The following is a 20755-nucleotide window of genomic DNA, read 5'->3' on the forward strand; positions in this document are numbered from 1 at the left end:
AATTGCGCCGCTACGCTTAGTGCAGGTATGACGTTATGGCTCCGTTATCAACCGCGGCTGCTTTTTCCGCCGGCGCAGTTTATCCATCATCAGGTACACCACCGGTGTGGTGTACAGCGTTAGCAGCTGGCTCATCACCAGCCCACCGGCAATGGTGATGCCCAGCGGCTGGCGCAGCTCCGCGCCGTCCCCGCTGGTCAGCACCAGCGGCAGCGCACCAAACAGCGCCGCCAGCGTGGTCATCAGAATCGGGCGGAAACGCAGCTGGCACGCCTGGAAAATGGCGTCGCGCGCCGACAGGTTGCCGTTGCGCTCCGCCTCCAGCGCGAAATCCACCATCATGATGGCGTTCTTTTTCACAATGCCGATCAGCAGCAGGATGCCGATCAGCGCAATCAGGCTGAACGGCGTATTAAACAGCTGCAGCGCCAGCAGCGCGCCGACGCCCGCCGAGGGCAGGGTAGAGAGAATCGTCAGGGGATGCACGTAGCTCTCATACAGAATGCCGAGCACGATATACACCGCGGCAATCGCCGCCAGCATCAGCCACAGCTGGTTCGACTGCGAATCCTGAAATACCTGCGCGGTGCCGGCGAAGCTGCCGCGCACGCTGGACGGCACGCCAATCGCCGTGATGGTGCGGTCAATGGCCTCTGACGCCTGCGACAGCGAGACCCCTTCCGGCAGGTTAAACGAGATGGTCGAGGCCGCCGACAGCCCCTGATGGTTGACCGACAGCGGCGCGTTGGCCGGCTGCCATTTGGCAAACCAGCTGAGCGGAATCGCTTTGCCGTCGCTGTTGATCACGAACATCTGATCCAGCGCGCTGACATCCTGGGTATAGCGCGGATCCACCTCCATCACCACTTTGTACTGATTCAGCGGCTGGTAGATGGTGGAGATTTGCCGCTGGCCGAAGGCGTTATTCAGCAGCGCATTGGCCGCCGACACGTCGATGCCGAGGCGAGCCATACTTTCGCGATCGTAAGTCAGCGCCATTTCGCTGCCGTTGTCCTGCTGATCCGAGTTCACATCGGCCAGTTCTGGCAGCGCGGCAAACGCCTGGCGGATTTTCGGCTCCCACTCACGTAAATCGGCGAGGTTATCCGACAGCAGGCTGTACTGATAGCTGGCGTTCGACTCGCGGCCGCCGACGCGAATATCCTGCACCGCATTGAGGTAGAGGTTGGCACCCGGTTCTTTCGCCAGCTTCACGCGCAGGCGGGCGATCACTTCCTGCGCGCTTTCGCTGCGTTCTGACAGCGGCTTGAGTGACACAAACATCGAGCCGCTGTTGGTGCGCGAGCCGCCAGTGAAGCCGGTGACGTTATCGACCGCCGGGTCAGCCTTGATGATGTTCATGAAATCCTGCAGCTTGCCGCGCATCGCCTGAAACGAAATGCTCTGATCGGCGGAGATAAAGCCGTTGAGACGGCCGGTGTCCTGCTCGGGCATAAAGGTTTTCGGGATGGCGATAAACAGCCAGATGGTCAGCCCGACGGTGCCGAGCAGCAGCAACAGCACCCAGATCGCGTGGTTCAGCACCCAGCCCAGCGAGCGCGCATAGCCCTGCTGCACCGCCAGCAGCACGCGGCCAAATCCGCGCGTGCGCGGCTGGCTGCGCTTCGCCTGTGGTTTCAGCAGATAAGCGCACATCATCGGCGTCAGGGTAATGGAGATAAACAGCGAGATGAGAATCGCCACCGACAGCGTGATGGCAAACTCCGAGAAGAAGCGGCCAATAATACCGCCAATCATCAGCAGCGGCAGGAACACCGCAATCAGCGACAGGCTCATCGACAGCACGGTAAAGCCCACCTCGCGCACCCCGGTGAGTGCCGCCTGCAGCGGCTTCATCCCAGCTTCGACGTGACGCGCGATGTTCTCCAGCACCACGATGGCGTCATCCACTACAAAGCCGGTGGCGATGGTCAGCGCCATCAGCGACAGGTTATTCAGGCTGAAACCGCACAGGTACATGGCGGCGAAGGTACCAATCAGCGATACCGGTACCGCCGCCGCCGGAATCAGCGTGGCGCGGCCGTCGCGCAGGAAGAAAAACACCACCAGAATCACCAGCGCCACGGCGATCACCAGCGACTGCTCCACTTCATGCAGCGAGGCGCGGATAGTGGGCGAACGGTCCTGGGCGATTTGCAGGTCGATAGCTGCCGGGATCACCTCATGCAGCTCCGGCATTTCCGCCCGGATGCGGTCGACGGTATCAATGATGTTGGCGTCCGGCGACTTGCGCACCACCAGCAGCACCGCTGGTTTACCGTTGGTCATCCCGGCGTTGCGCACGTCCTGTACCGAATCCTGCACGTTCGCCACATCGCTCAGCCGTACCGCTGCGCCGTTGTTGTAGTGCACCACCAGCGGCTGGTAGACGCTGGCGGTTTGCAGCTCATCGTTGGTCCGTACCTGCCAGCGCTGCTGGGTATCGTCGATGGCGCCCTGCGGACGGCGCTGGTTGGCGTTGCTGATGGCGGTGCGCACCGCATCCAGCGACACGCCCTGATTAAACAGCGCCTGCGGATTGAGGTCGACGCGCACCGCCGGCAGCGAACTGCCGCCCACCGTGACATCACCGACGCCATCAATCTGCGACAGCTTCTGCGCCAGTTGCGTCGACGCGTAATCATACAGCTGACCGGGATTATAAATGTCCGAGGTCATGGTGAGGATCATGATCGGCGCATCAGACGGGTTGGCTTTGCGGTAGGTTGGACGATTGGGCATGCCAGTCGGCAGCAGGCTCTGGGCGGCATTGATCGCCGCCTGCACGTCGCGCGCCGCGCCGTTGATGTCGCGGTCGAAATCAAACATCAGAATGATGCGCGTGCTGCCCAGCGAGCTGGTGGAGGTCATTTCACTGACGCCGGCAATGCGCCCCAGCGAGCGCTCCAGCGGCGTGGCGACCGAGGCCGCCATGGTTTCCGGCGACGCGCCGGGCAGCGAGGCCGAGATCAGAATCACCGGGAAATCCAGCTGCGGCAGCGGCGCCACCGGCAGCAGACGGAAGCCGAGGATGCCCGCCAGCGCAATCGCCAGCGTCAGCAGCGTGGTGGCAACCGGCCGATGGATAAACAGGGCGAAAAACTTCACGACTGCGCCTCCGTGCCTTTCAGACGCCGGCGCGTGGCATGAGCAAGGCGATCAAACAGCAGATAGATCACCGGAGTGGTAAACAGCGTCAGCACCTGGCTCAGCACCAGACCACCGACCATGGCGATGCCGAGCGGACGACGCAGTTCCGCGCCGACGCCGGTGCTGAGCATCAGCGGCAACGCGCCAAGCAGCGCCGCCAGTGTGGTCATCAGAATCGGCCGGAAGCGCAGCAGACAGGCCTGATAGATCGCCTCACGCGGTGCCATGCCCTGTTCACGCTCGGCGGCCAGCGCGAAGTCGATCATCATGATGGCGTTCTTCTTCACGATGCCGATCAGCAAAATGATGCCGATGATGGCGATGATATCCAGCTCGTTGCCGCTCAGCATCAGCGCCAGCAGCGCGCCAACGCCGGCGGTGGGCAGCGTCGACAGAATGGTAATCGGGTGGATGAAGCTCTCATACAGCACGCCGAGCACAATATACATCGCCACTACCGCCGCGACGATCAGCCAGATGGTGCTGGTCAGCGCCGCTTCAAACGCCAGCGTGCTGCCCTGGAACTGCGTCATCATCTCTGCCGGCATGCCGACCTGATCTTCCGCCGTGGTGATCGCCTGCAGCGCATCGCCGAGCGAGTAGCCGTGCGCCACGTCAAACGAGAAGGTGGCCGACGGGAACTGGTCGAGATGATTAATGCTCAGCGCAGCGTGGCGCTCTTCGACTTGCGCGATGGCGCTGAGCGGCACGCTGCCGCCGTCGCTGCTGTTCAGGCGAATCGCGTCGAGGCTGGCGAGACCGGGGGTTTGCGTGTTGTCCTGCTCCAGCACCACGCGATACTGGTTGGCCTGGGTGTAAATCGTTGAGATCAGGCGCTGGCCAAAGGCGTTGTACAGCGCGTTATCAATGTCGGCCATGCTGATGCCAAGCCGGCTGGCGCTGTCGCGATCGACGCGCACAAAGGCTTCCAGCCCCTGATCCTGCCAGTCGCTGCTGACGTTGCGCAGCTGCGGCAGCGTATTGAGCTGTGCCAGCAGTTTCGGCACCCAGCTGCCCAGCGACTCCAGCGAACCCGACTGCAGGGTAAACTGGTATGGCGTGCGGCTCGCCTGGGTATCAATGGTCAGATCCTGTACCGGCTGCAGCCACAGCGACACGCCGGGCAGGCGATCGATCGCCTGCTGCAGCCGCTGCTGCACTACCGGAATACGATCGTCACGCTGGTCCAGCGGTTTCAGGTTGATTTGCAGCCGCGCGCTGTTAAGCGCCGCGTTGGTGCCATCCACACCGACGAACGAGGTCAGGCTCTGCACCGCCGGATCTTTCATAATGATCGACGCCACGTCGCGGGTGCGCTGCGCCATACTGGCGTAAGAGACCGACTGCGGTGCCTGCAATGTGCCCTGAATGATGCCGTTGTCCTGCTGCGGGAAGAAGCCCTTCGGAATCACCACCCATAGCAGCACCGTCAGCAGCAGCGTGCCAAGCGCCACCGACAGCGTCAGCCACGGATGGCGCAGCACGCGCGTCAGCCAGCGGCTATAGCCGGCAATCACTTTATCGAACATCGCCTCGCTGGCGCGGGAGAAGCGGTTCTGCCTGCGCAGCGATTCGGCGCTCAGCATGCGCGCGCACATCATCGGCGTCAGCGTCAGCGAGACCACCGCCGAGATCAGAATCGCCACCGCCAGCGTTACGGCGAACTCGCGGAACAAACGGCCAATCACGTCGCCCATGAACAGCAGCGGAATCAGCACCGCGATCAGCGAGAAGGTGAGGGAGATAATGGTGAAGCCAATCTCACCGGCACCTTTCAGCGCGGCGGTCATCGGCTTTTCGCCTTTTTCGATGTAGCGCGAGATGTTCTCGATTACCACGATAGCGTCATCGACCACAAAGCCGGTGGCGATGGTCAGCGCCATCAGCGTCAGGTTATTGATCGAAAAGCCAAGGAAATACATGGCGGCAAAGGTGCCGACCAGCGACAGCGGCACCGCAACTGCCGGAATAATGGTGGCCGGGACGTTGCGCAGAAACAGATAGATGATCATCACCACCAGCCCGATGGCCAGCATCAGCTCATGCTGGGTATCCGCTACCGAGGCGCGAATGTTGGTGGTGCGATCGGTAAGCAGTTTGACGTCAACCGACTTCGGCAGCGTGGCAGTCAGCGACGGCAGCAGCGCGCGGATGCTGTCAGCGGTAGCGATAATATTGGCGCCCGGCTGGCGCTGCACGTTCAGTACAATCGCCGGCTGACGGTTGGCCCAGGCGCCCAGCCAGCTGTTCTCTGCGCCCTGTTCAACCGTGGCGACGTCGCCCAGCCGCACCGGCGCGCCGTTGCTGTAGCTGACGATCAGCTTGCGGTAATCCTCCGCGGAGGTCATCTGGTCATTGGCCGACAGCGTGATGGAGCGCGTTGGGCCATCGAGGCTGCCTTTCGCCGAATTGACGTTGGCGTTGCTGATGGCGGTACGCACTGTCTCGCTGGTGAGGCCGAGGGCCGCCAGTGCCTGAGCGTTCATCTTCACCCGCACCGCCGGACGCTGGCCGCCGGAGAGCGTGACCAGACCGACGCCGGAGACCTGGGAAATCTTCTGCGCCACCCGCGTCTCCACCATATCCTGCACCTGCGTCAGCGGCATGCTGGTGGTGGTAACGGCCAGCGTCATGATTGGCGGATCGGCCGGATTGACTTTGCTGTACACCGGCGGATTCGGCAGATCGTTAGGCAGCAGGTTAGTGGCAGAGTTGATCGCCGCCTGCACTTCCTGTTCGGCAACGTCGAGCGCCAGCGTCAGCTGGAACTGCAGCGTAATCACCGAGGCACCGCCGGAGCTTTGCGACGCCATTTGCTTCAGGCCGGACATCTGCCCGAACTGACGCTCCAGCGGCGCGGTAATCGACGAGGTCACCACATCCGGGCTGGCGCCGGGATAGAGCGTGACGACCTGGATGGTCGGGTAATCGACTTCCGGCAGCGCGGAAACCGGCAGGAAGCGATAGCCCAGCACGCCGGCCAGCAAAATCGCGATCATCAGCAGCGTGGTGGCCACCGGGCGCAGAATAAACTGGCGTGACGGGCCGCCGCTGGCGTCGGGAGGCATCACCTGCATTATTGACGTTCTCCGCGAGCCGGTTGCGCCGCGCGCGTGCTGTGCGTGGCGGTACTCTGTGCGGCGACAATTTCCACCGTGGCGCCTTCGGTCAGGCGGTCGAGACCGTCGGTGACCACGCGCTGACCGGCCTGCAGCCCGGCATCAATCACCACTTTCTGGCTATCCTGCAGCCCGGCGGTGACGCGTTTCTTACTCACTTTGTTATCGCTGTTCACCACCCAGACAAAGTGGCCGTCGTTGCTCATCTGCAGCGCGGCGGTCGGGATCACCACTGCGTTTTGCAGCGTATCCACCTTCAGCCGGGCATTAACAAACTGATTGGGAAACAGGGCGTCGTCCTGATTGCTGAAGCGCGCCTTGAGTTTAATGGTGCCGGTGGTGACATCGATCTGGTTATCAATGCTCAGCAGCGCACCCGTGGTCAGCAGGGTTTTATTGCTGCGATCCCAGGCTTCAACCGGCAGCGGCTGGCCGCTTTTCTGGGCTTTCAGGATCTGGCTGATGTTGTTCTCGGCAACGCTGAACACTACGTCAATCGGGTGCGTCTGGGTGATCACCACCAGACCATTGGTATCGCCGGCGGTAATGTAGTTGCCGACATCCACCTGCTTCAGCCCGACGCGTCCGGCAATCGGCGCGGTGATGCGGCTGTAGGTCAGATTGAGCTGCGCGCTGGCCACATTGCCTTCGTCGGCTTTGATGGTGCCGAGGGTTTCACTGACCAGCGAGCGCTGGGTATCCAGCTCCTGCTGCGACACCAGCGAGGTTTTCGCCAGCTTTTCATAACGGCTGAGGTCGCGGCGCGCGTTAGCCAGCGTCGCCTGATCTTTGGCCAGCTGGCCCTGCGCCTGGGTGAGCGCTACCTGCCATGGGCGGGGATCGATTTCTGCCAGCAGCGCGCCGGCCTCCACCTGCTGACCTTCCGTGAAGTGCAGCGCCATCAGCTGGCCATCGACCCGACTGCGCACCGTAACGGTATTGGCCGCGGTGACGGTGCCAAGTCCGCTGAGGTAATAGGGCACGCTTTCGGTGGTCGCCGTTGCGGCCTGCACCGGTGCCAGCGGACGGCGTCCGCCGCTGTTGTTGCCACCGCGTCCGTGATGCGGCTGGCCATCAGCCTGGGTAGCCTGCGCAGGCTCGGCCGGATGCTGCCACCAGTAGTAAGCGCCCGCCAGCGCAGCCAGCACCACCACGCTAATCAGGCCTGTTTTTAATCGTTTATTCATTGCTCTGTGTGCTCTCCGGCGGTTTCGTTTTCCCCATATGCGCGCGCAAACGAACCGCGGCGCAAACGAAATGATTGTAGTCGCCCGGGCCGGGCAAAAATTGAAGGAATTAAGAATATCGCCCCGGGCACGCTAAGTATTCATATTCAGTAAATATTTTGGCAGCAATACGCATAAGCGTGACTTTTTCCTTTGCTAAGCTGAATGACAGACCAGTCTCGTTTCACTAAGGAGGATCACATGCGTCAACACAAAACCCGTCAGCTGGGCGACAGCGGTATCAGCGTGCCGCTGCTGACGTTTGGCGGCAACGTTTTTGGCTGGACCGTCGATGAAAAAACCTCGTTTTCACTGCTCGACGCGCTGGTGGAAAAGGGGCTGTTCTTCATTGATACCGCAGACGTTTACTCACGCTGGGCGCCGGGCAACGCCGGCGGTGAATCGGAAACCATCATCGGTAAATGGCTGAAAAAAAGCGGTAAGCGCGACAGTATCGTGCTCGCCACCAAGGTAGGCATGGAGCTGACGCCGGAGAAAACCGGGCTGAAACCGGCCTATATCCGCCAGGCCGTGGAAGATTCGCTGCGCCGCCTGCAGACGGATGTCATCGATCTGTACCAGGCGCACCGTGATGACGACAGCACGCCGCTGGTGGAGACGCTGAAAGCCTTCGACTCGCTGATCAAAGAGGGGAAAGTGCGGGCAATCGGTGCGTCCAACTACAGCGCGCAGCGCCTGCAGGAAGCGCTCGACATCAGTAAGCAGGAGGGACTGGCGCGCTATGAAACCCTGCAGCCGGAGTACAACCTGTACGATCGCCAGGAGTATGAAAGCGGACTGGAGCAGGTGGCGGTGAAAAACGGTCTGGGCGTGATTAACTACTACTCGCTGGCCAGCGGTTTCCTGAGCGGGAAATACAAAAAGCCGGAAGACGCCAGCAAAAGCGCGCGCGGCCAGGGCATTGTAGAAAAATACCTCAACGATCGCGGTAAGCGCATCATTGAAGCGCTGGAAGATGTCGCGGCCTCGCACGACGCCTCTGCTACCCAGGTGGCGCTGGCGTGGCAGATTGCGCGACCGAGCATCACCGCACCGATTGTCAGTGCCACCTCGCTGCAGCAGCTGGATGAGCTGGTGAAAGCCACTGAGCTGGAGCTCAGCAAGCAGGAGATTGAAGAGCTGGCCAGCGCCAGCAAGCCGTAACGCGAAGCGGGACGCCGCGGCGTCCCGTCACGTAATATTTTTTTCGCCACGCAAAAAATGCCTTTTTCCTCCAGAACATATCCATTCATCGATCACTGTCACAATTGCGTTAAGTCACTGTCACCTTTGCACTCACTGCGCACAGATTTGCAAAAATTGACATAACCTCAGCATTATTCTCTGCCCGTTCCTCTCCGGAAACTCACAGAAGAATAATCATCATGAACAGAAAAAAAGCAGTGCAGCATATGCCTCGCCTGGCAGCGGGCACCCTGATGTTTGCCATGTTGAGTGCGTCGGCGGTGGCAGCCGATGCGTTCAGCTACGATTCCCCCTACATGTTTGGCGACTGGGGCGGTAACCGAACGCAGCTGGAAAACGACGGCGTGAAGTTCGACGTTAACTACACCATGGAGAGTGCCTCGAACCTGGGCGGCGGTGCCGATACCAACACCTCGATGCGCTACAGCGATCAGTGGGCGTTTGGCCTGAATCTTGACCTGCAAAAACTGCTCGACTGGCAGGATGCGCAGTTCCAGATGACCATTACCGACCGTAACGGTCGCAACATCTCCGATCAGGTGGCAGACCGCCGTACCGGCATGCTGTCATCGGTGCAGGAAGTGTACGGACGTGGCCAGACCTGGCGTCTGACGCAGTTCTGGCTCAGCAAAGGGCTGTTTGATAACACTGTCAACCTGAAAGCCGGTCGCGTCACCGTCGGGGAAGATTTCGACAACTTCGACAGCAAGTTCCAGAACCTTGCATTCGGCAGCGGCCAGGCGGGTAACTGGCGCGGCGACCGCTGGTTTAACTGGCCGGTTTCCCAGTGGGGCGGCCGCGTGAAGGTTAACTTCACGCCGGAAGTGTTCTTCCAGGTGGGCTTCTACAACCAGAACAGTGCCAACTACGATCGCGGTGACGGTTTCCGTCTGGATACCAGCAACTCCGAAGGCAACCTGGTGCCGGTGGAACTGGGCTGGAAGCCGACCTTCGGGCCGGCCAACCTGCCGGGTAACTACCGCATTGGTTACTACTACTCGTCGGCCAACGGCGATAACTACGGCAGCTGGCGCGATGGCGCTTATCAGAGCAAGGATCACGCCTACGGCGGCTACGTGCTGTTACAGCAGCAGCTGACCGCGCAGGGCGGCGATGCCAGCCGGGGTCTGGGCGTGACGGTGCAGGCGGTGATGAACGATCACAAAACCTCGAAAACCGACAACTATCAGTCCATCAGCTTTACCTGGAAAGGGCCGTTTGATGCGCGTCCGCAGGATGAGATTGGCGTCGGCGCGGCGCGTATTCACGTCAACAGCGCGTATACCCGTTCGCTGCGTCAGCAGAATGATGCCAACGGCGAAACGAATTTCGACAGCCCAACTTATCTGCCGATTCAGGATGGTTCCGAGTACAACTACGAGGTTTATTACAATGCGCAGCTGACCAAATGGCTGCAGTTGCGTCCAAACCTGCAATACGTGGTGGCACCGGGTGCGGTGAGCGAGGTGAAAGATGCGTTTGTGGGTGGGATCAGTGCGAACGTGAATTTCTAATCTGGCAGAATGTGTGACTTTTCCCTCTCCCTTTGGGAGAGGGCAGGGTGAGGGGAAAATCGCACAGGGCTATCTGGCCCTCACCCTAACCCTCTCCCGCAAGCGGGAGAGGGAATTATCTGAACATCACTTCGGCCCAGCGCGCCAGGCCGGCGGTGACCGAGCCGAAATCATCGCCGCTGGCGATGGGCGTGTCGGGCAGTGCCTGCTGCAGCGCGGCGCGCAGGATCGGCGAACGGGCGCTGCCGCCGGTGAGGTAAATCACCTCCGGACGGGTGTCACAACTGGCCAGCGCCAGCTGCACCTGCTCAAGAATGCGCGCCAGCGGCTGATTGATCGCCTCTTCCAGCTGCGCGGCGCTGATCTCCGCCTGCAGCGTTTGCGCAATAAACGCCAGCGAGGCTGCGGTCTCGCGCTCCTCGGAGAGCGCAATCTTGCTCTCTTCCGCCGCGCGCACCAGCCGGTAGCTCAGCTTCTGCTGCCATACTTTCAGCAGATGCGCGACTTTATCGCCCTGTTCGGCATCACGCACCAGATCGCGCAGCAACTTACCGCTGGCGGCTGAGTAGAAGTCGCTTTGTGCCGGCACATCGTTAATTGCCACCGCGTTCCACCACGGCAGGGCGGGCAGGGCAGTGCCCTTCAGCGTGTTACCGCCCAGACCCAGCAGCGGCATCAGCGTTTTGAACGCCAGCATAATATCGAGATCGTTACCGCCGACGCGGCAGCCGCTGTGGCCAAGCAGACTGGCACGGCGATCGGACTGATTACGCCACTGCGGCCCCATCAGCAGCATGGAGCAGTCGGTGGTTCCGCCACCGATATCCACCACCAGCACGCGTGTCTCCTGCTGCAGCGTGGCTTCAAACTCCAGACCGGCGGCAACCGGCTCGAACTGAAACTCGACGTCGCGGAACCCGGCACGCTGTGCGGCACGCAGCAGAATGCCCTGCGCCTGCTGGTTGGCGTCGTCACCGCCCAGCCCCTGGAAGTTGATTGGCCGGCCAATCACCGCCTGGTCAATCGGTTGATCGAGCTGGGTTTCACCCTGCTGGCGAATGTGCAGCATCATGGCGCACACCAGATCTTCAAAGAAGGCGATCTGCTGGGGTTTCAGGCCGCTGGCGCCGAGGAACGACTTCGGTGATTTGACGAACCACACCTCTTCCGGATCGACCATATAATGCTGCAGCGCGGTCAGACCAAACTGCACGCTGGCAGGCGTTACCTCGATATCCTCTTCGCGGTTATAACGCAACGCGCGCTGCAGTAGCGCGGTGCTTTCGCTGTCTGGCGTGGGGATTTGATGGTGGCGGTGCAGCCATTCACTGATGGCTTCGCGCGTGGGCGCGCAAATCATGGAGGGAAGCAGGCGCTGACCGTTTTCCAGTGTCAGTAACCGCGGTGTGCCGCTATCCGTTACCGCGATGGAACAGTTAGCCGTGCCGTAGTCGAATCCGATAAACATTGTATCCCCCATGCCAGAAAAAAGGGGGCGACTTTAGCGCAGCCAACGCGGGCTGGCAATGGGCAGCGCCGCAGTTTATCCCTGAACTTCCTGGTAAACCTGATACTGGCCGCGCCCGGCGTGTTTGGCGCTGTAACAGGCGACATCGGCCTGCGACATCACCACATTGCTGATGCAGTTATGCTGATCGATTTGCGTGATACCGGCGCTGGCGCCGACGTGATACGGCCGGTCCTGCCACATAAAGGTAAAGTCATGCACCGCGCTGACGATGCTCTGCACCACCTCGCGCACCTGGTCAACATTGCTGTAGGGCAGCAGCAGGCCAAATTCGTCACCGCCGAGGCGCGCCAGCACATCGCTATTGCGCAGGTGCTGCTGCATGAGATCGGCCAGTGCGCGCAGCAGCGCATCGCCGGCAGCATGGCCGGCGGTATCGTTGACCGCTTTAAACTTATCCAGATCGATAAACACCAGCACGTGCTCGCTGTGATGCGCGGCGGCGTCATTCACCAGTCGCTTCAGCTGCTGTTCAAAGCTGTGACGGTTCGGCAGGCGCGTCAGCATATCGTGAGAGGCGCTGTAGCTCAGGCGTTTCATCATGCGGCGCGACTCGCTGACGTCATGAATGACCATTACGGCACCAATGTCGCTGCCGGTCAGGGTTTTCAGCGGCGTGATGCTGTAGTGAATCTCGACCTGGGCACCATCCGGTGTATGCAACACCAGCTCTTCTTCGAGGTCCGGTGTGGTTTTGCTGGCGGGCAGGCTGCACAGCAACAGATTCTCCACGCACGGCCCCTGCGCGCCACGCGTAATCGTCAGCAGTTCGCTCAGCGCCACGCCAGCCGCTTTCGCCTGCGGCCAGCCGCTCAGCGTCTCGGCCACCGGATTCATGAAGGTCACCCGCATCTCATCGTCAGTACAAATCACCGCTTCACCGATCGAGTCGAGGGTGATCGCCATGCGTTCCTTCTCCTGGAACAGCGCTTCATTCAGCGTGCGCAGCGAAGTAATGTCCTGGCAAATGCCGAGCATGCGTTCGATCTGCCCGTCCTTACTGATGATGCTATTGGCCTCGGAGCGCACGTAGCGCACGCCCTGCGGCAGATTGATGCGGTACTCCAGCTGGAAGGCGCTGCGGCGTTCAATCGCCTGCTGAATGGTGAGCGCGGCCGCTTCACGTTCCTGAACATCGACCAGATGCAGCCACAGGTCGTAGCTCGGTACCCGGTGGGGCTCCAGCGCAAACAACTCGTACATGCGCTTGTCCCATAACATCTCGCCGTTTAGCAGGTTCCACTCCCACACGCCGATGCCGCCCGCTTCGTTGGCCAGCGTGATGCGCTCCATCAGTCGCTGGTTGACCTGCTCGCTCTGCTTCAGCTCGGAGATATCCACAATCTGCGCGATAAAGTAGAGCGGGTGCAGCTGCGCATCACGCACCATCGAGACCGTGAGGCGCGCCCAGACGATCTCGCCATCTTTACGGAAATAGCGCTTTTCCAGGGTATAGGTCAGGATCTCACCGGCGATCAGCCGCTCCAGCTGCTGCAGGTCGCTGTTGAGATCGTCCGGATGGGTGATCTGCTGGAAGGTGAGTTTTTTCAGCTCTTCCGCCGCGAAGCCCAGCGTGCGGCACAGCGACTGGTTGACCTGCTGCCAGCCGCCTTCCGGCGATACCAGCGCCATGCCGATGGCGGAATACTCCATGGCGTTGCGGAAGCGGGTTTCGCTTTCGCTGATGTGGTGCTTTTCACGCTGGAAGGCATCCATCACCAGCGACATCACGTGGCTCGGCAGCAGCACCAGCAGAAACGGCAGCCAGGTGCTGACCTGGCCGAGCAGCAAATCGTTGCGCGCCAGGTTGACCCAGTCGAGCGCCAGCAGCAGCGAGATAAAGCTGGCGTTGAGGAAAAACAGCAGAAAGGCTTCGAATTTGGGCAGGCGCACCGCGCACCAGAACAGAATCACCACGATAAAGGTAAACGGCCACGGCAGGAAGCGCAGCGCCAGATAGCTGGCCAGCAGCGTGACAATCAGCGTGAGCAGCGTTTCCAGCTGACGTTCCGGCGTGATCAGCTGGCGCAGCGGTTTATCAGGCCACAGCAGCAGCACCGGACCGAAGGCCAGCACGCCAATCACTTCAGAGATCACCCAGGTGGAGAAAAACGGCAGCGAGGCGTGGCCGTCAACGTGCAGCATCCATAGCGCCACGACGCCGCCCAGCAGCGGCGCGATTAGGCCCGCAGCCAGCGCAAAGCGTATCCAGTCGGCCAGTGAGTTGAGCGGGGCTTTGCGGTCGAGCAGCGCGCGCAGCATCAGCCCGCCGAGGATGGCCTGCACCATATTAAGGATGGCGAATTTGACATTGCTCAGGGCCGGGCCGATCACCAGCAGATTGGCCAGCGCCGTGCCGAGCACGCAGCTGGCCAGCAGCAGCGGTACCTGTCGCGAGGGCGCGCGGAACACCACGACAGTCATTAACGCGGTGGAGTACCAGAGCGGGGAAATGCGGCCGCTGACGACAATCAGTTCCAGACAGAACAGCGTCAGTAAAAATGCCAGCGCGCAAAGCAGCAGGGCGCTGAGCCACTTTTTTTGCGGATTATCCTGCGAGGTTACTATCTCAAGAGTCATGCACGAATCCAGCAGCGCGCATTGATTACTCGAAGAAAAATGCGCCAGTCAATCTCTTAATCCATGCTAGCACATCTGTCAGATATCTTTGTGCGGAAATGTTTTTTTGCGGCCTGCATCCAGGTGCGCATAAATGCGCACCCTACAAAACCGGTGAAATCTGCTGGCAGTATCGCGACTGCTGGATCTGCAGCGATTCAGGTAAGGACACGACAAATTGCACAATTTTGTAGCGGCGCGATTTATCGCGCAATAAATTGCGCCGCTACCGTATGTGCAATCATTTGTGGAACGTGTTCAAAACGTATTGGACAGACCTTACACCCTTTACCGCGCAACGCACTCAGCGGAACAAATCGGCGCGGGTGAAGGGCTTTTCCAGCCCGGCGAGGTCAGCGGAAAAACGCTCGAGGAACTGCTGGGTGGTGGCGACGCGGCCGTGGCCCATCAGCAACAGCGGAATCAAAAATGCCACTGCCACCTGCACCACGCTAAACCCCTTCAGCGCGGTGCGGCGCTGGCTCAGCAGGAACGCGCTGCTCAGGGTAAAGCCCAGCATCAGTCCGGCCAGCACTTCACTCACCGAGTGCGCATGGATCACCAGGCGCGATAATCCCACCATCAGCGGAATCAGATAGCCGATACCGATGGTCAGGGCGCGCCAGAACGTGGGCCAGCGGCCGGAAATCAGCCACATCATCACCGGCCACAGCGTCGCTGACATCGCGCTATGACCGCTGAACCCGGTGAAGTTGTAGCGCGCGCTGCCAATGCCGAAGCCGAGAAACATAATCTTCGAGATGCTGACCAGCAGGCCCGCCAGGCCAAACGCCAGCAGCCAGTACCAGACGGTGCGACGGTTGTCGCTTTTCCACGGCAGCACCAGTGCGATGATCACCGCAGTGGGGATCAGCAACATACTGTCGCCGAAATAGGTCAGGGTTCTCCAGCTCATACTTTTCCTTGCAACGACTATCGGGCTCCCGCCAGTCACACGGCGGGCAGAGAAACAGTGTATCGATTAAGCCGCTGGCTGCAAAACGGGATAGTCTGAAAAGGCGGCGCGCCGGTTTTCACTGGCATCAACCCGGTGAAATCCCTATAATTGCCGCCAACTAACCCTCTCAATCGGCCTGTTTTTGTGCAGACAGAAACCGGCTCCAGTTATCAGGTCTTAAAAAAGTATGACTGACAAGTCTCATCAGTGCGTGATCGTTGGCATTGCAGGTGCATCCGCATCCGGAAAAAGTCTTATTGCCAGCACGCTCTATCGTGAAATCCGTGACCAGGTCGGTGACGAGCATATCGGTGTGATCCCCGAAGATGCTTACTATAAAGATCAAAGCCACCTCACCATGGAAGAGAGGGTGAAAACCAACTACGACCATCCGAGCGCGATGGACCACGATTTGCTGCTGCAGCATCTGCGCGCGCTCAAGGCCGGCGAAGATATCGACCTGCCGGTTTACAGCTACGTTGAGCACACCCGCACCGACGAGTGTATTCACCTGAAGCCGAAGAAAGTGATTATTCTGGAAGGGATTCTGCTGCTGACCGATGCACGGCTGCGCCAGGAGCTTAACTTCTCGATCTTCGTTGATACCCCGCTGGATATCTGCCTGATGCGCCGTATGAAGCGCGACGTCAACGAGCGCGGGCGCTCGATGGACTCGGTGATGAGTCAGTACCAAAAGACCGTGCGCCCGATGTTCCTGCAGTTTATTGAGCCTTCCAAGCAGTATGCCGACATCATTGTGCCGCGCGGTGGTAAAAACCGCATCGCCATTGATATCCTCAAGGCCAAAATTAACCAGTATCTTTGACGACGCCCGTCCGGTTCAGCGGGACCGGAACGGGACACCGTGCGTCCGGATGGACGTGACGCGAACGGTTTGTCACAACCTGACCACCTTTCGCTACACTTAATCATGGAGTTGCTGCGATGAGATTATGCGATCGCGATATTGAAAGCTGGCTGGACAGCGGCAAGCTGGCCATCGATCCCCGTCCGCCGGTTGAGCGCATCAACGGTGCTACCGTGGATGTGCGCCTCGGTAACCAGTTCCGAACCTTTAGCGGCCACACCGCACCGTTTATAGATTTGAGTGGTCCAAAGCATGAAGTGAGCGCGGCGCTGGATCGCGTGATGAGCGATGAGATTGTGCTGCCGGAAGGCGAAGCGTTCTTTCTGCATCCGGGTGAACTGGCGCTGGCGGTGACGCTGGAATCCGTCACCATTCCCGACGATCTGGTGGGCTGGCTGGATGGCCGCTCGTCACTGGCGCGCCTCGGGCTGATGGTGCACGTTACCGCGCACCGTATCGATCCGGGCTGGCAGGGCCGTATCGTGCTGGAGTTTTACAACTCCGGTAAGCTGCCGCTGGCGCTGCGTCCCGGCATGCTGATTGGCGCACTGAGCTTTGAACCGCTGTCCGGGCCGGCGGCGCGTCCTTACAATCGCCGCGAAGACGCCAAATATCGCGGGCAGCAGGGCGCTGACGCCAGCCGTATTGATAAAGACTAACGTTTCTCCTGGAGTGATTTCGCGCCAGCGGCCTGAAATCTGACGGTGATGAGGATGCAATGAGAAGACTGATAACCACGCTGGCCATCCTGTTAGTGGTGGTCGTAGCGGGCATGACGGCACTGGTATTGCTGGTCAATCCCAACGACTTTCGTACCTATATGGTACAGCAGGTAAAACAGCGCAGTGGTTATCAGCTTGAAGTGAGCGGCGACCTGCGCTGGCACGTCTGGCCGCAGCTCAGCATTCTGGCGGGCCGCATGAGCCTGACCGCGCCCGGCGCCAGCCAGCCGATGGTGACCGCTGACAATATGCGTCTGGACGTCAATCTGTGGCCGCTGCTGTCGCATCAGCTGAGCGTCAGTCAGGTGATGCTGAAAAACGCGATTATTCGCGCTACGCCGGACAGCGCGGTGCAGAAACCGCAGGGCGCGCCGATTGAGCCGGGCGACAGTGAACCGGCCATCGCAGCCAGCAATGGCTGGACCTTTAACATCAGTAAACTGCGCATTGCCGATAGCCTGCTCATCTGGCAGCAGCCGGGCGGTGACGAGTACAACTTCCGCGATCTCAACCTCAATCTGAATCAGGACGATAACCGGCAGGCCAGCGTTGAGCTGGCGACACGCGTGTCCCGCAATCAGCGTAATCTCAGCCTGAACCTGAAAGGGCAGATGGACGTGGCGCACTATCCGCACCGTATCAGCGGCCAGCTGGATGAGCTGGATTACACGCTGGACGGCGCGAACCTGCCGCCGCAGGGCATTAAAGGGACGCTGAGCGGGCAGGCGCAGTGGGATGGCGACCAGCAGCAGTTTGCGCTGAACAAGCTGCAGTTAACCGCGAACGACAGCGCCCTCGACGGCAGCGCTGAGGGCCGGCTGGCCCTGCCGCAGCAGCTCAACCTCGCGCTGCACGCGACCTCGCTCAATCTGGATAACCTGATGGCCAGCGCGCCCGCCAGCGATAACAGCACCACGCAGCAGGCTAACGTGATGCGCACGCCGGTGATCGCTGAGCCGCGCGCGCACAATAATGCCGACTCGCCGCTCAACAGCATGGATTTGCAGCTGACGCTCGACGCTGACAGCAGCGTGTGGCGCGGTTTGACGCTCAGTAATCTGCAAATTGACGCCCGCAATCAGCGCGGGCTGCTGACGCTCAACAAGCTGCAGGGCAAATTTGGTGACGGCCACTTTTCCATTCCCGGCTCGGTGGATATCCGTCAGCCGGTCACGCAGGTGGCGTTTCAGCCGGAGCTGAGCAGCATTGCCATCGCGCCGCTGCTTAAAGCGCTGGAACTGCCGGCTTCGCTGCAGGGCACGGTCTCGCTCAAGGGCGACATCAGCGGTGCCGGGCTGAGCGTGGCAGAGGCGAAACAGAACTGGCAGGGCAGTGCAGAACTGGAAGCGACTAATCTGCAGCTGGCGCAGCTGAATCTGCAGCAGATGGTGCGCCGCGCCGTGGCGCGCGTCAGCAATCGCGTCAGTAACGATCAGCCGGATGATCAGGGAATTGAACAGTTAAGCGGGCGCATCAGCCTGAAGCAGGGCAACGTCACGCTGCCGGATCTGCAGGGCGGCAGCAGCCGGCTGGCGCTGCAAACGCACGGCAACGTGGATGTGGTGAAGCAGCAGCTGGATGTCACCATTAATATGATTCTGCGCGGCTGGCAGGGCGACGACCGGCTGGCGAAAGTCCTCAACGGCCAGCCGATTCCGCTGCGCATGTACGGTAACTGGAACAACCTGCAGTATTCGCTGCCAGTGGATGATGTGGTGCGCCAGCAGTTGCAGGGCGAAGCCAAAACGCGCCTTAATCAGTGGCTGGATAGTCAGAAGTCTGCACCGCGGCAATAAAAGGACCAGGACGACGTTATCGGATTGTTCATCGCGCGATGATTCGCGCCGCGACCCCGCGTTGCACTGACGGGTAGCGGCGCAATTTATTGCGCAATTTACAACGGTGCGGATGTCAGGCATGCGCGATAAATCGCGCCGCTACAAATCGCAACACTGGTGGCCGGACACGCATAACAAATCACGCCCCGGCACCGGGTTAAATAAATGGTGCGGGCGCGACCGGCACAATCTCGACTTTTTGCACCCGATGGTTCTCCACCTGCAGGATGCGCAGCAGATAATCCCCGACGCGCAACTCCTCACCTTCGGCCGGCACGTGCTGCAGGCTATCCATCAGCAATCCCGCCAGCGTATGGTAATTGCGCCTCTCGTCGAGCGGCAGCGCCACATACAGCGCTAAATCTTCCAGCGGCATATGGCCGTTGGCGATCCAGCCGCCATGTTCCGCAGGCTGAATATCGTAACGGGCATCAATCTCTTCCCCTTCATTGGGCAGGTTGCCGGCGATGGTCTCCATCACGTCGCTCAGCGTTACCACGCCTTCCACCGAACCAAACTCATCCACCACAAAGGCAAAATGGGTGCGCGCATGGCGAAACTGCTCCAGCGCCTGCAGCAGGGTGACGCGCTCGGGAAACACCAGCGGCTGGCGAATAAGCGCACGCAAATCCAGCGATTTACTGTGCAGCGACTGATGCAGCAGATCGATCACATGCACCACGCCCAGCGGCTCGCGTCCCTGTTCGGTGATCAGCAGGCGCGTATGCTGGTTGCGGTCGAGTTTATCCATGATCGACTGCGGGTCTTCGCTCAGATCGATGTGCTCGACGTCATGGCGTGACGTCATGATGCTGTTGATCTGGCGCTGACCCAGACCCAGCACGCGCATTATCATGCGCCGCTCCTGACGGTTAAACAGCGCTGCGCCCTGGTTATCGCTCAGTAGCGATGCCGTGTCGGCATCCAGATCGGCGCGCTGCGCTTCACCGCGCAGAATGCGCAGCACGGCTTCGGCGGTGCGCTGGCGCAGCGGCCGTCCGGCGGTAAGAAAACGGCGGCGATTAAACAGCGCCAGCTGATTAAAAATCTCAATCACAATCGAGAAGCCAATGGCCGCGTACAGATAGCCTTTCGGAATGACGAAGCCGAAACCCTCTGCCACCAGACTAAAGCCGATCATCAGCAGAAAGCTCAGGCAGAGAATCACAATGGTAGGATGGCCGTTAACGAAGCGCGTCAGCGGCTTGCTGGCCAGCAGCATTAACAGGATGGCGATGGTCACGGCGATCATCATCACCGGCAGGTCGTTGACCATACCGACGGCGGTAATGACGGCATCAAGTGAAAAGATGGCGTCCAGCACCACGATTTGCGCCACCACCGGCCAGAATTTAGCACCGCTGTTATTTTGACCCGATTCCTCGTCGCTGCCCTCCAGCCGGGCGTTCAGTTCGGTGGTGGCTTTAAACAACAGGAAGATACCGCCGCCCAGCAGCAGCAGGTCGCGTGCGCTGAAGCTGTGCTGGAAGAGGGTGAACAGCGGTTGGGTCAGCGTAACCAGCCACGACAGCGACGCCAGCAGCACCAGCCGTGATACCAGCGCCAGCAGCAGGCCGAACACTCGCGCGCGGTCGCGCAGCGTCGGCGGCAGCTTCTCCACCAGGATGGCAATGAAAACCAGGTTATCAATACCCAGCACCAGCTCAAGAACGATTAGCGTGACTAATCCTGCCCAGAGCGACGGATCGATGATCCACTCCCACATACTTTCATCACCATAATGTCTAAAAATGAGCTTAGTCTGATGATAGTTAATCGTCAGACAGGGTACAAATACGCCCCGGCCGCGCGGATGTCGCGGGCTGGCGGCTTATTAGGATTAATCTTACCTTGTTCAGCCGGGCGATAAGTGAAAAGTATGGATAAACATCCTGTGTGGATGAAGACCACTATTTATTCTTATCCAGCGGCAAAAGCGTACATTTTTAATGCGACTAATCTGAAGGCGGGTATCGAATTATTCTGAATTTTGGCGTGAAATTGCCT

Annotated in this window: 12 protein-coding genes; 5 read left to right on the forward strand and 7 right to left on the reverse strand. The window is 60.1% G+C overall.

What is annotated here, in order from left to right:
- Positions 1-33 precede the first annotated feature (33 nt).
- The 3 genes from mdtC to C1Y42_RS07545 are packed head-to-tail and all read right to left on the reverse strand — an operon-like array spanning position 34 to position 7456.
- Positions 34-3108 carry a multidrug efflux RND transporter permease subunit MdtC gene (gene mdtC / locus C1Y42_RS07535; RefSeq protein WP_104093112.1) on the reverse strand — a complete coding sequence of 1025 codons (3075 nt, stop codon included), beginning with the start codon at positions 3106-3108 and terminating at the stop codon, positions 34-36.
- Complete coding sequence (locus C1Y42_RS07540; protein ID WP_104093113.1) at positions 3105-6227, reverse strand: MdtB/MuxB family multidrug efflux RND transporter permease subunit; 3123 nt, start codon at positions 6225-6227, stop codon at positions 3105-3107. Before C1Y42_RS07540 ends, mdtC begins: the two co-directional genes overlap by 4 nt.
- Positions 6227-7456, reverse strand: coding sequence for an MdtA/MuxA family multidrug efflux RND transporter periplasmic adaptor subunit (locus C1Y42_RS07545; protein ID WP_058780348.1), 1230 nt, complete (start codon positions 7454-7456; stop codon positions 6227-6229). Before C1Y42_RS07545 ends, C1Y42_RS07540 begins: the two co-directional genes overlap by 1 nt.
- A 240-nt stretch (positions 7457-7696) precedes the next feature.
- Between C1Y42_RS07545 and C1Y42_RS07550 the strand changes: the two genes are divergently transcribed.
- On the forward strand, positions 7697-8659 hold the full coding sequence (locus C1Y42_RS07550; RefSeq protein WP_021509316.1) for an aldo/keto reductase: 963 nt from the start codon (positions 7697-7699) through the stop codon (positions 8657-8659).
- Positions 8660-8880: 221 nt separating this feature from the next.
- On the forward strand, positions 8881-10215 hold the full coding sequence (locus tag C1Y42_RS07555; protein ID WP_058780350.1) for a carbohydrate porin: 1335 nt from the start codon (positions 8881-8883) through the stop codon (positions 10213-10215).
- 115 nt (positions 10216-10330) lie between these two features.
- On the opposite strand, the gene yegD is transcribed toward C1Y42_RS07555, so the two are convergent.
- The 3 genes from yegD to C1Y42_RS07570 form a co-directional block, all read right to left on the reverse strand.
- On the reverse strand, positions 10331-11683 hold the full coding sequence (gene yegD, locus C1Y42_RS07560) for a molecular chaperone (protein ID WP_104093114.1): 1353 nt from the start codon (positions 11681-11683) through the stop codon (positions 10331-10333).
- Positions 11684-11758: 75 nt separating this feature from the next.
- Positions 11759-14323 (reverse strand): diguanylate cyclase, encoded by a 2565-nt coding sequence (locus C1Y42_RS07565; protein WP_104093115.1) that lies wholly within the window; start codon positions 14321-14323, stop codon positions 11759-11761.
- A gap of 343 nt (positions 14324-14666) precedes the next feature.
- Positions 14667-15278 carry a phosphatase PAP2 family protein gene (locus tag C1Y42_RS07570; protein ID WP_021509320.1) on the reverse strand — a complete coding sequence of 204 codons (612 nt, stop codon included), beginning with the start codon at positions 15276-15278 and terminating at the stop codon, positions 14667-14669.
- A 229-nt stretch (positions 15279-15507) separates the two neighbouring features.
- Between C1Y42_RS07570 and udk the strand changes: the two genes are divergently transcribed.
- The 3 genes from udk (at position 15508) to asmA (ending at position 18706) form a co-directional block, all read left to right on the forward strand.
- Positions 15508-16146, forward strand: a complete 639-nt coding sequence (udk, locus tag C1Y42_RS07575; RefSeq protein ID WP_010615887.1) for a uridine kinase — start codon at positions 15508-15510, stop codon at positions 16144-16146.
- A gap of 119 nt (positions 16147-16265) precedes the next feature.
- Positions 16266-16847: a dCTP deaminase gene (gene dcd / locus C1Y42_RS07580; protein ID WP_021509321.1), complete on the forward strand. Its 582-nt coding sequence runs from the start codon at positions 16266-16268 to the stop codon at positions 16845-16847.
- 59 nt (positions 16848-16906) lie between these two features.
- Complete coding sequence (gene asmA, locus C1Y42_RS07585) at positions 16907-18706, forward strand: outer membrane assembly protein AsmA (RefSeq protein WP_104093116.1); 1800 nt, start codon at positions 16907-16909, stop codon at positions 18704-18706.
- 199 nt (positions 18707-18905) lie between these two features.
- Here asmA and C1Y42_RS07590 read toward each other — a convergent pair whose 3' ends face one another.
- A complete protein-coding gene (locus tag C1Y42_RS07590; RefSeq protein ID WP_104093117.1) occupies positions 18906-20474 on the reverse strand; it encodes a TerC family protein in 1569 nt (522 codons plus the stop codon).
- Between the last annotated feature and the right edge of the window lie 281 nt (positions 20475-20755).

The sequence above is a fragment of the Pantoea sp. ICBG 985 genome (assembly GCF_002928365.1).
GTDB lineage: Bacteria > Pseudomonadota > Gammaproteobacteria > Enterobacterales > Enterobacteriaceae > Pantoea > Pantoea dispersa.

Bases quoted from the DNA above. Each gene is read 5' to 3' on its own strand.
- C1Y42_RS07540 (WP_104093113.1), bottom strand. From the start codon at position 6,227: ATGCAGGTGATGCCTCCCGACGCCAGCGGCGGCCCGTCACGCCAGTTT.
- C1Y42_RS07545 (WP_058780348.1), bottom strand. From the start codon at position 7,456: ATGAATAAACGATTAAAAACAGGCCTGATTAGCGTGGTGGTGCTGGCT.
- C1Y42_RS07550 (WP_021509316.1), top strand. From the start codon at position 7,697: ATGCGTCAACACAAAACCCGTCAGCTGGGCGACAGCGGTATCAGCGTG.
- C1Y42_RS07555 (WP_058780350.1), top strand. From the start codon at position 8,881: ATGAACAGAAAAAAAGCAGTGCAGCATATGCCTCGCCTGGCAGCGGGC.
- yegD (WP_104093114.1), bottom strand. From the start codon at position 11,683: ATGTTTATCGGATTCGACTACGGCACGGCTAACTGTTCCATCGCGGTA.
- C1Y42_RS07565 (WP_104093115.1), bottom strand. From the start codon at position 14,323: ATGACTCTTGAGATAGTAACCTCGCAGGATAATCCGCAAAAAAAGTGG.
- C1Y42_RS07570 (WP_021509320.1), bottom strand. From the start codon at position 15,278: ATGAGCTGGAGAACCCTGACCTATTTCGGCGACAGTATGTTGCTGATC.
- udk (WP_010615887.1), top strand. From the start codon at position 15,508: ATGACTGACAAGTCTCATCAGTGCGTGATCGTTGGCATTGCAGGTGCA.
- dcd (WP_021509321.1), top strand. From the start codon at position 16,266: ATGAGATTATGCGATCGCGATATTGAAAGCTGGCTGGACAGCGGCAAG.
- asmA (WP_104093116.1), top strand. From the start codon at position 16,907: ATGAGAAGACTGATAACCACGCTGGCCATCCTGTTAGTGGTGGTCGTA.
- C1Y42_RS07590 (WP_104093117.1), bottom strand. From the start codon at position 20,474: ATGTGGGAGTGGATCATCGATCCGTCGCTCTGGGCAGGATTAGTCACG.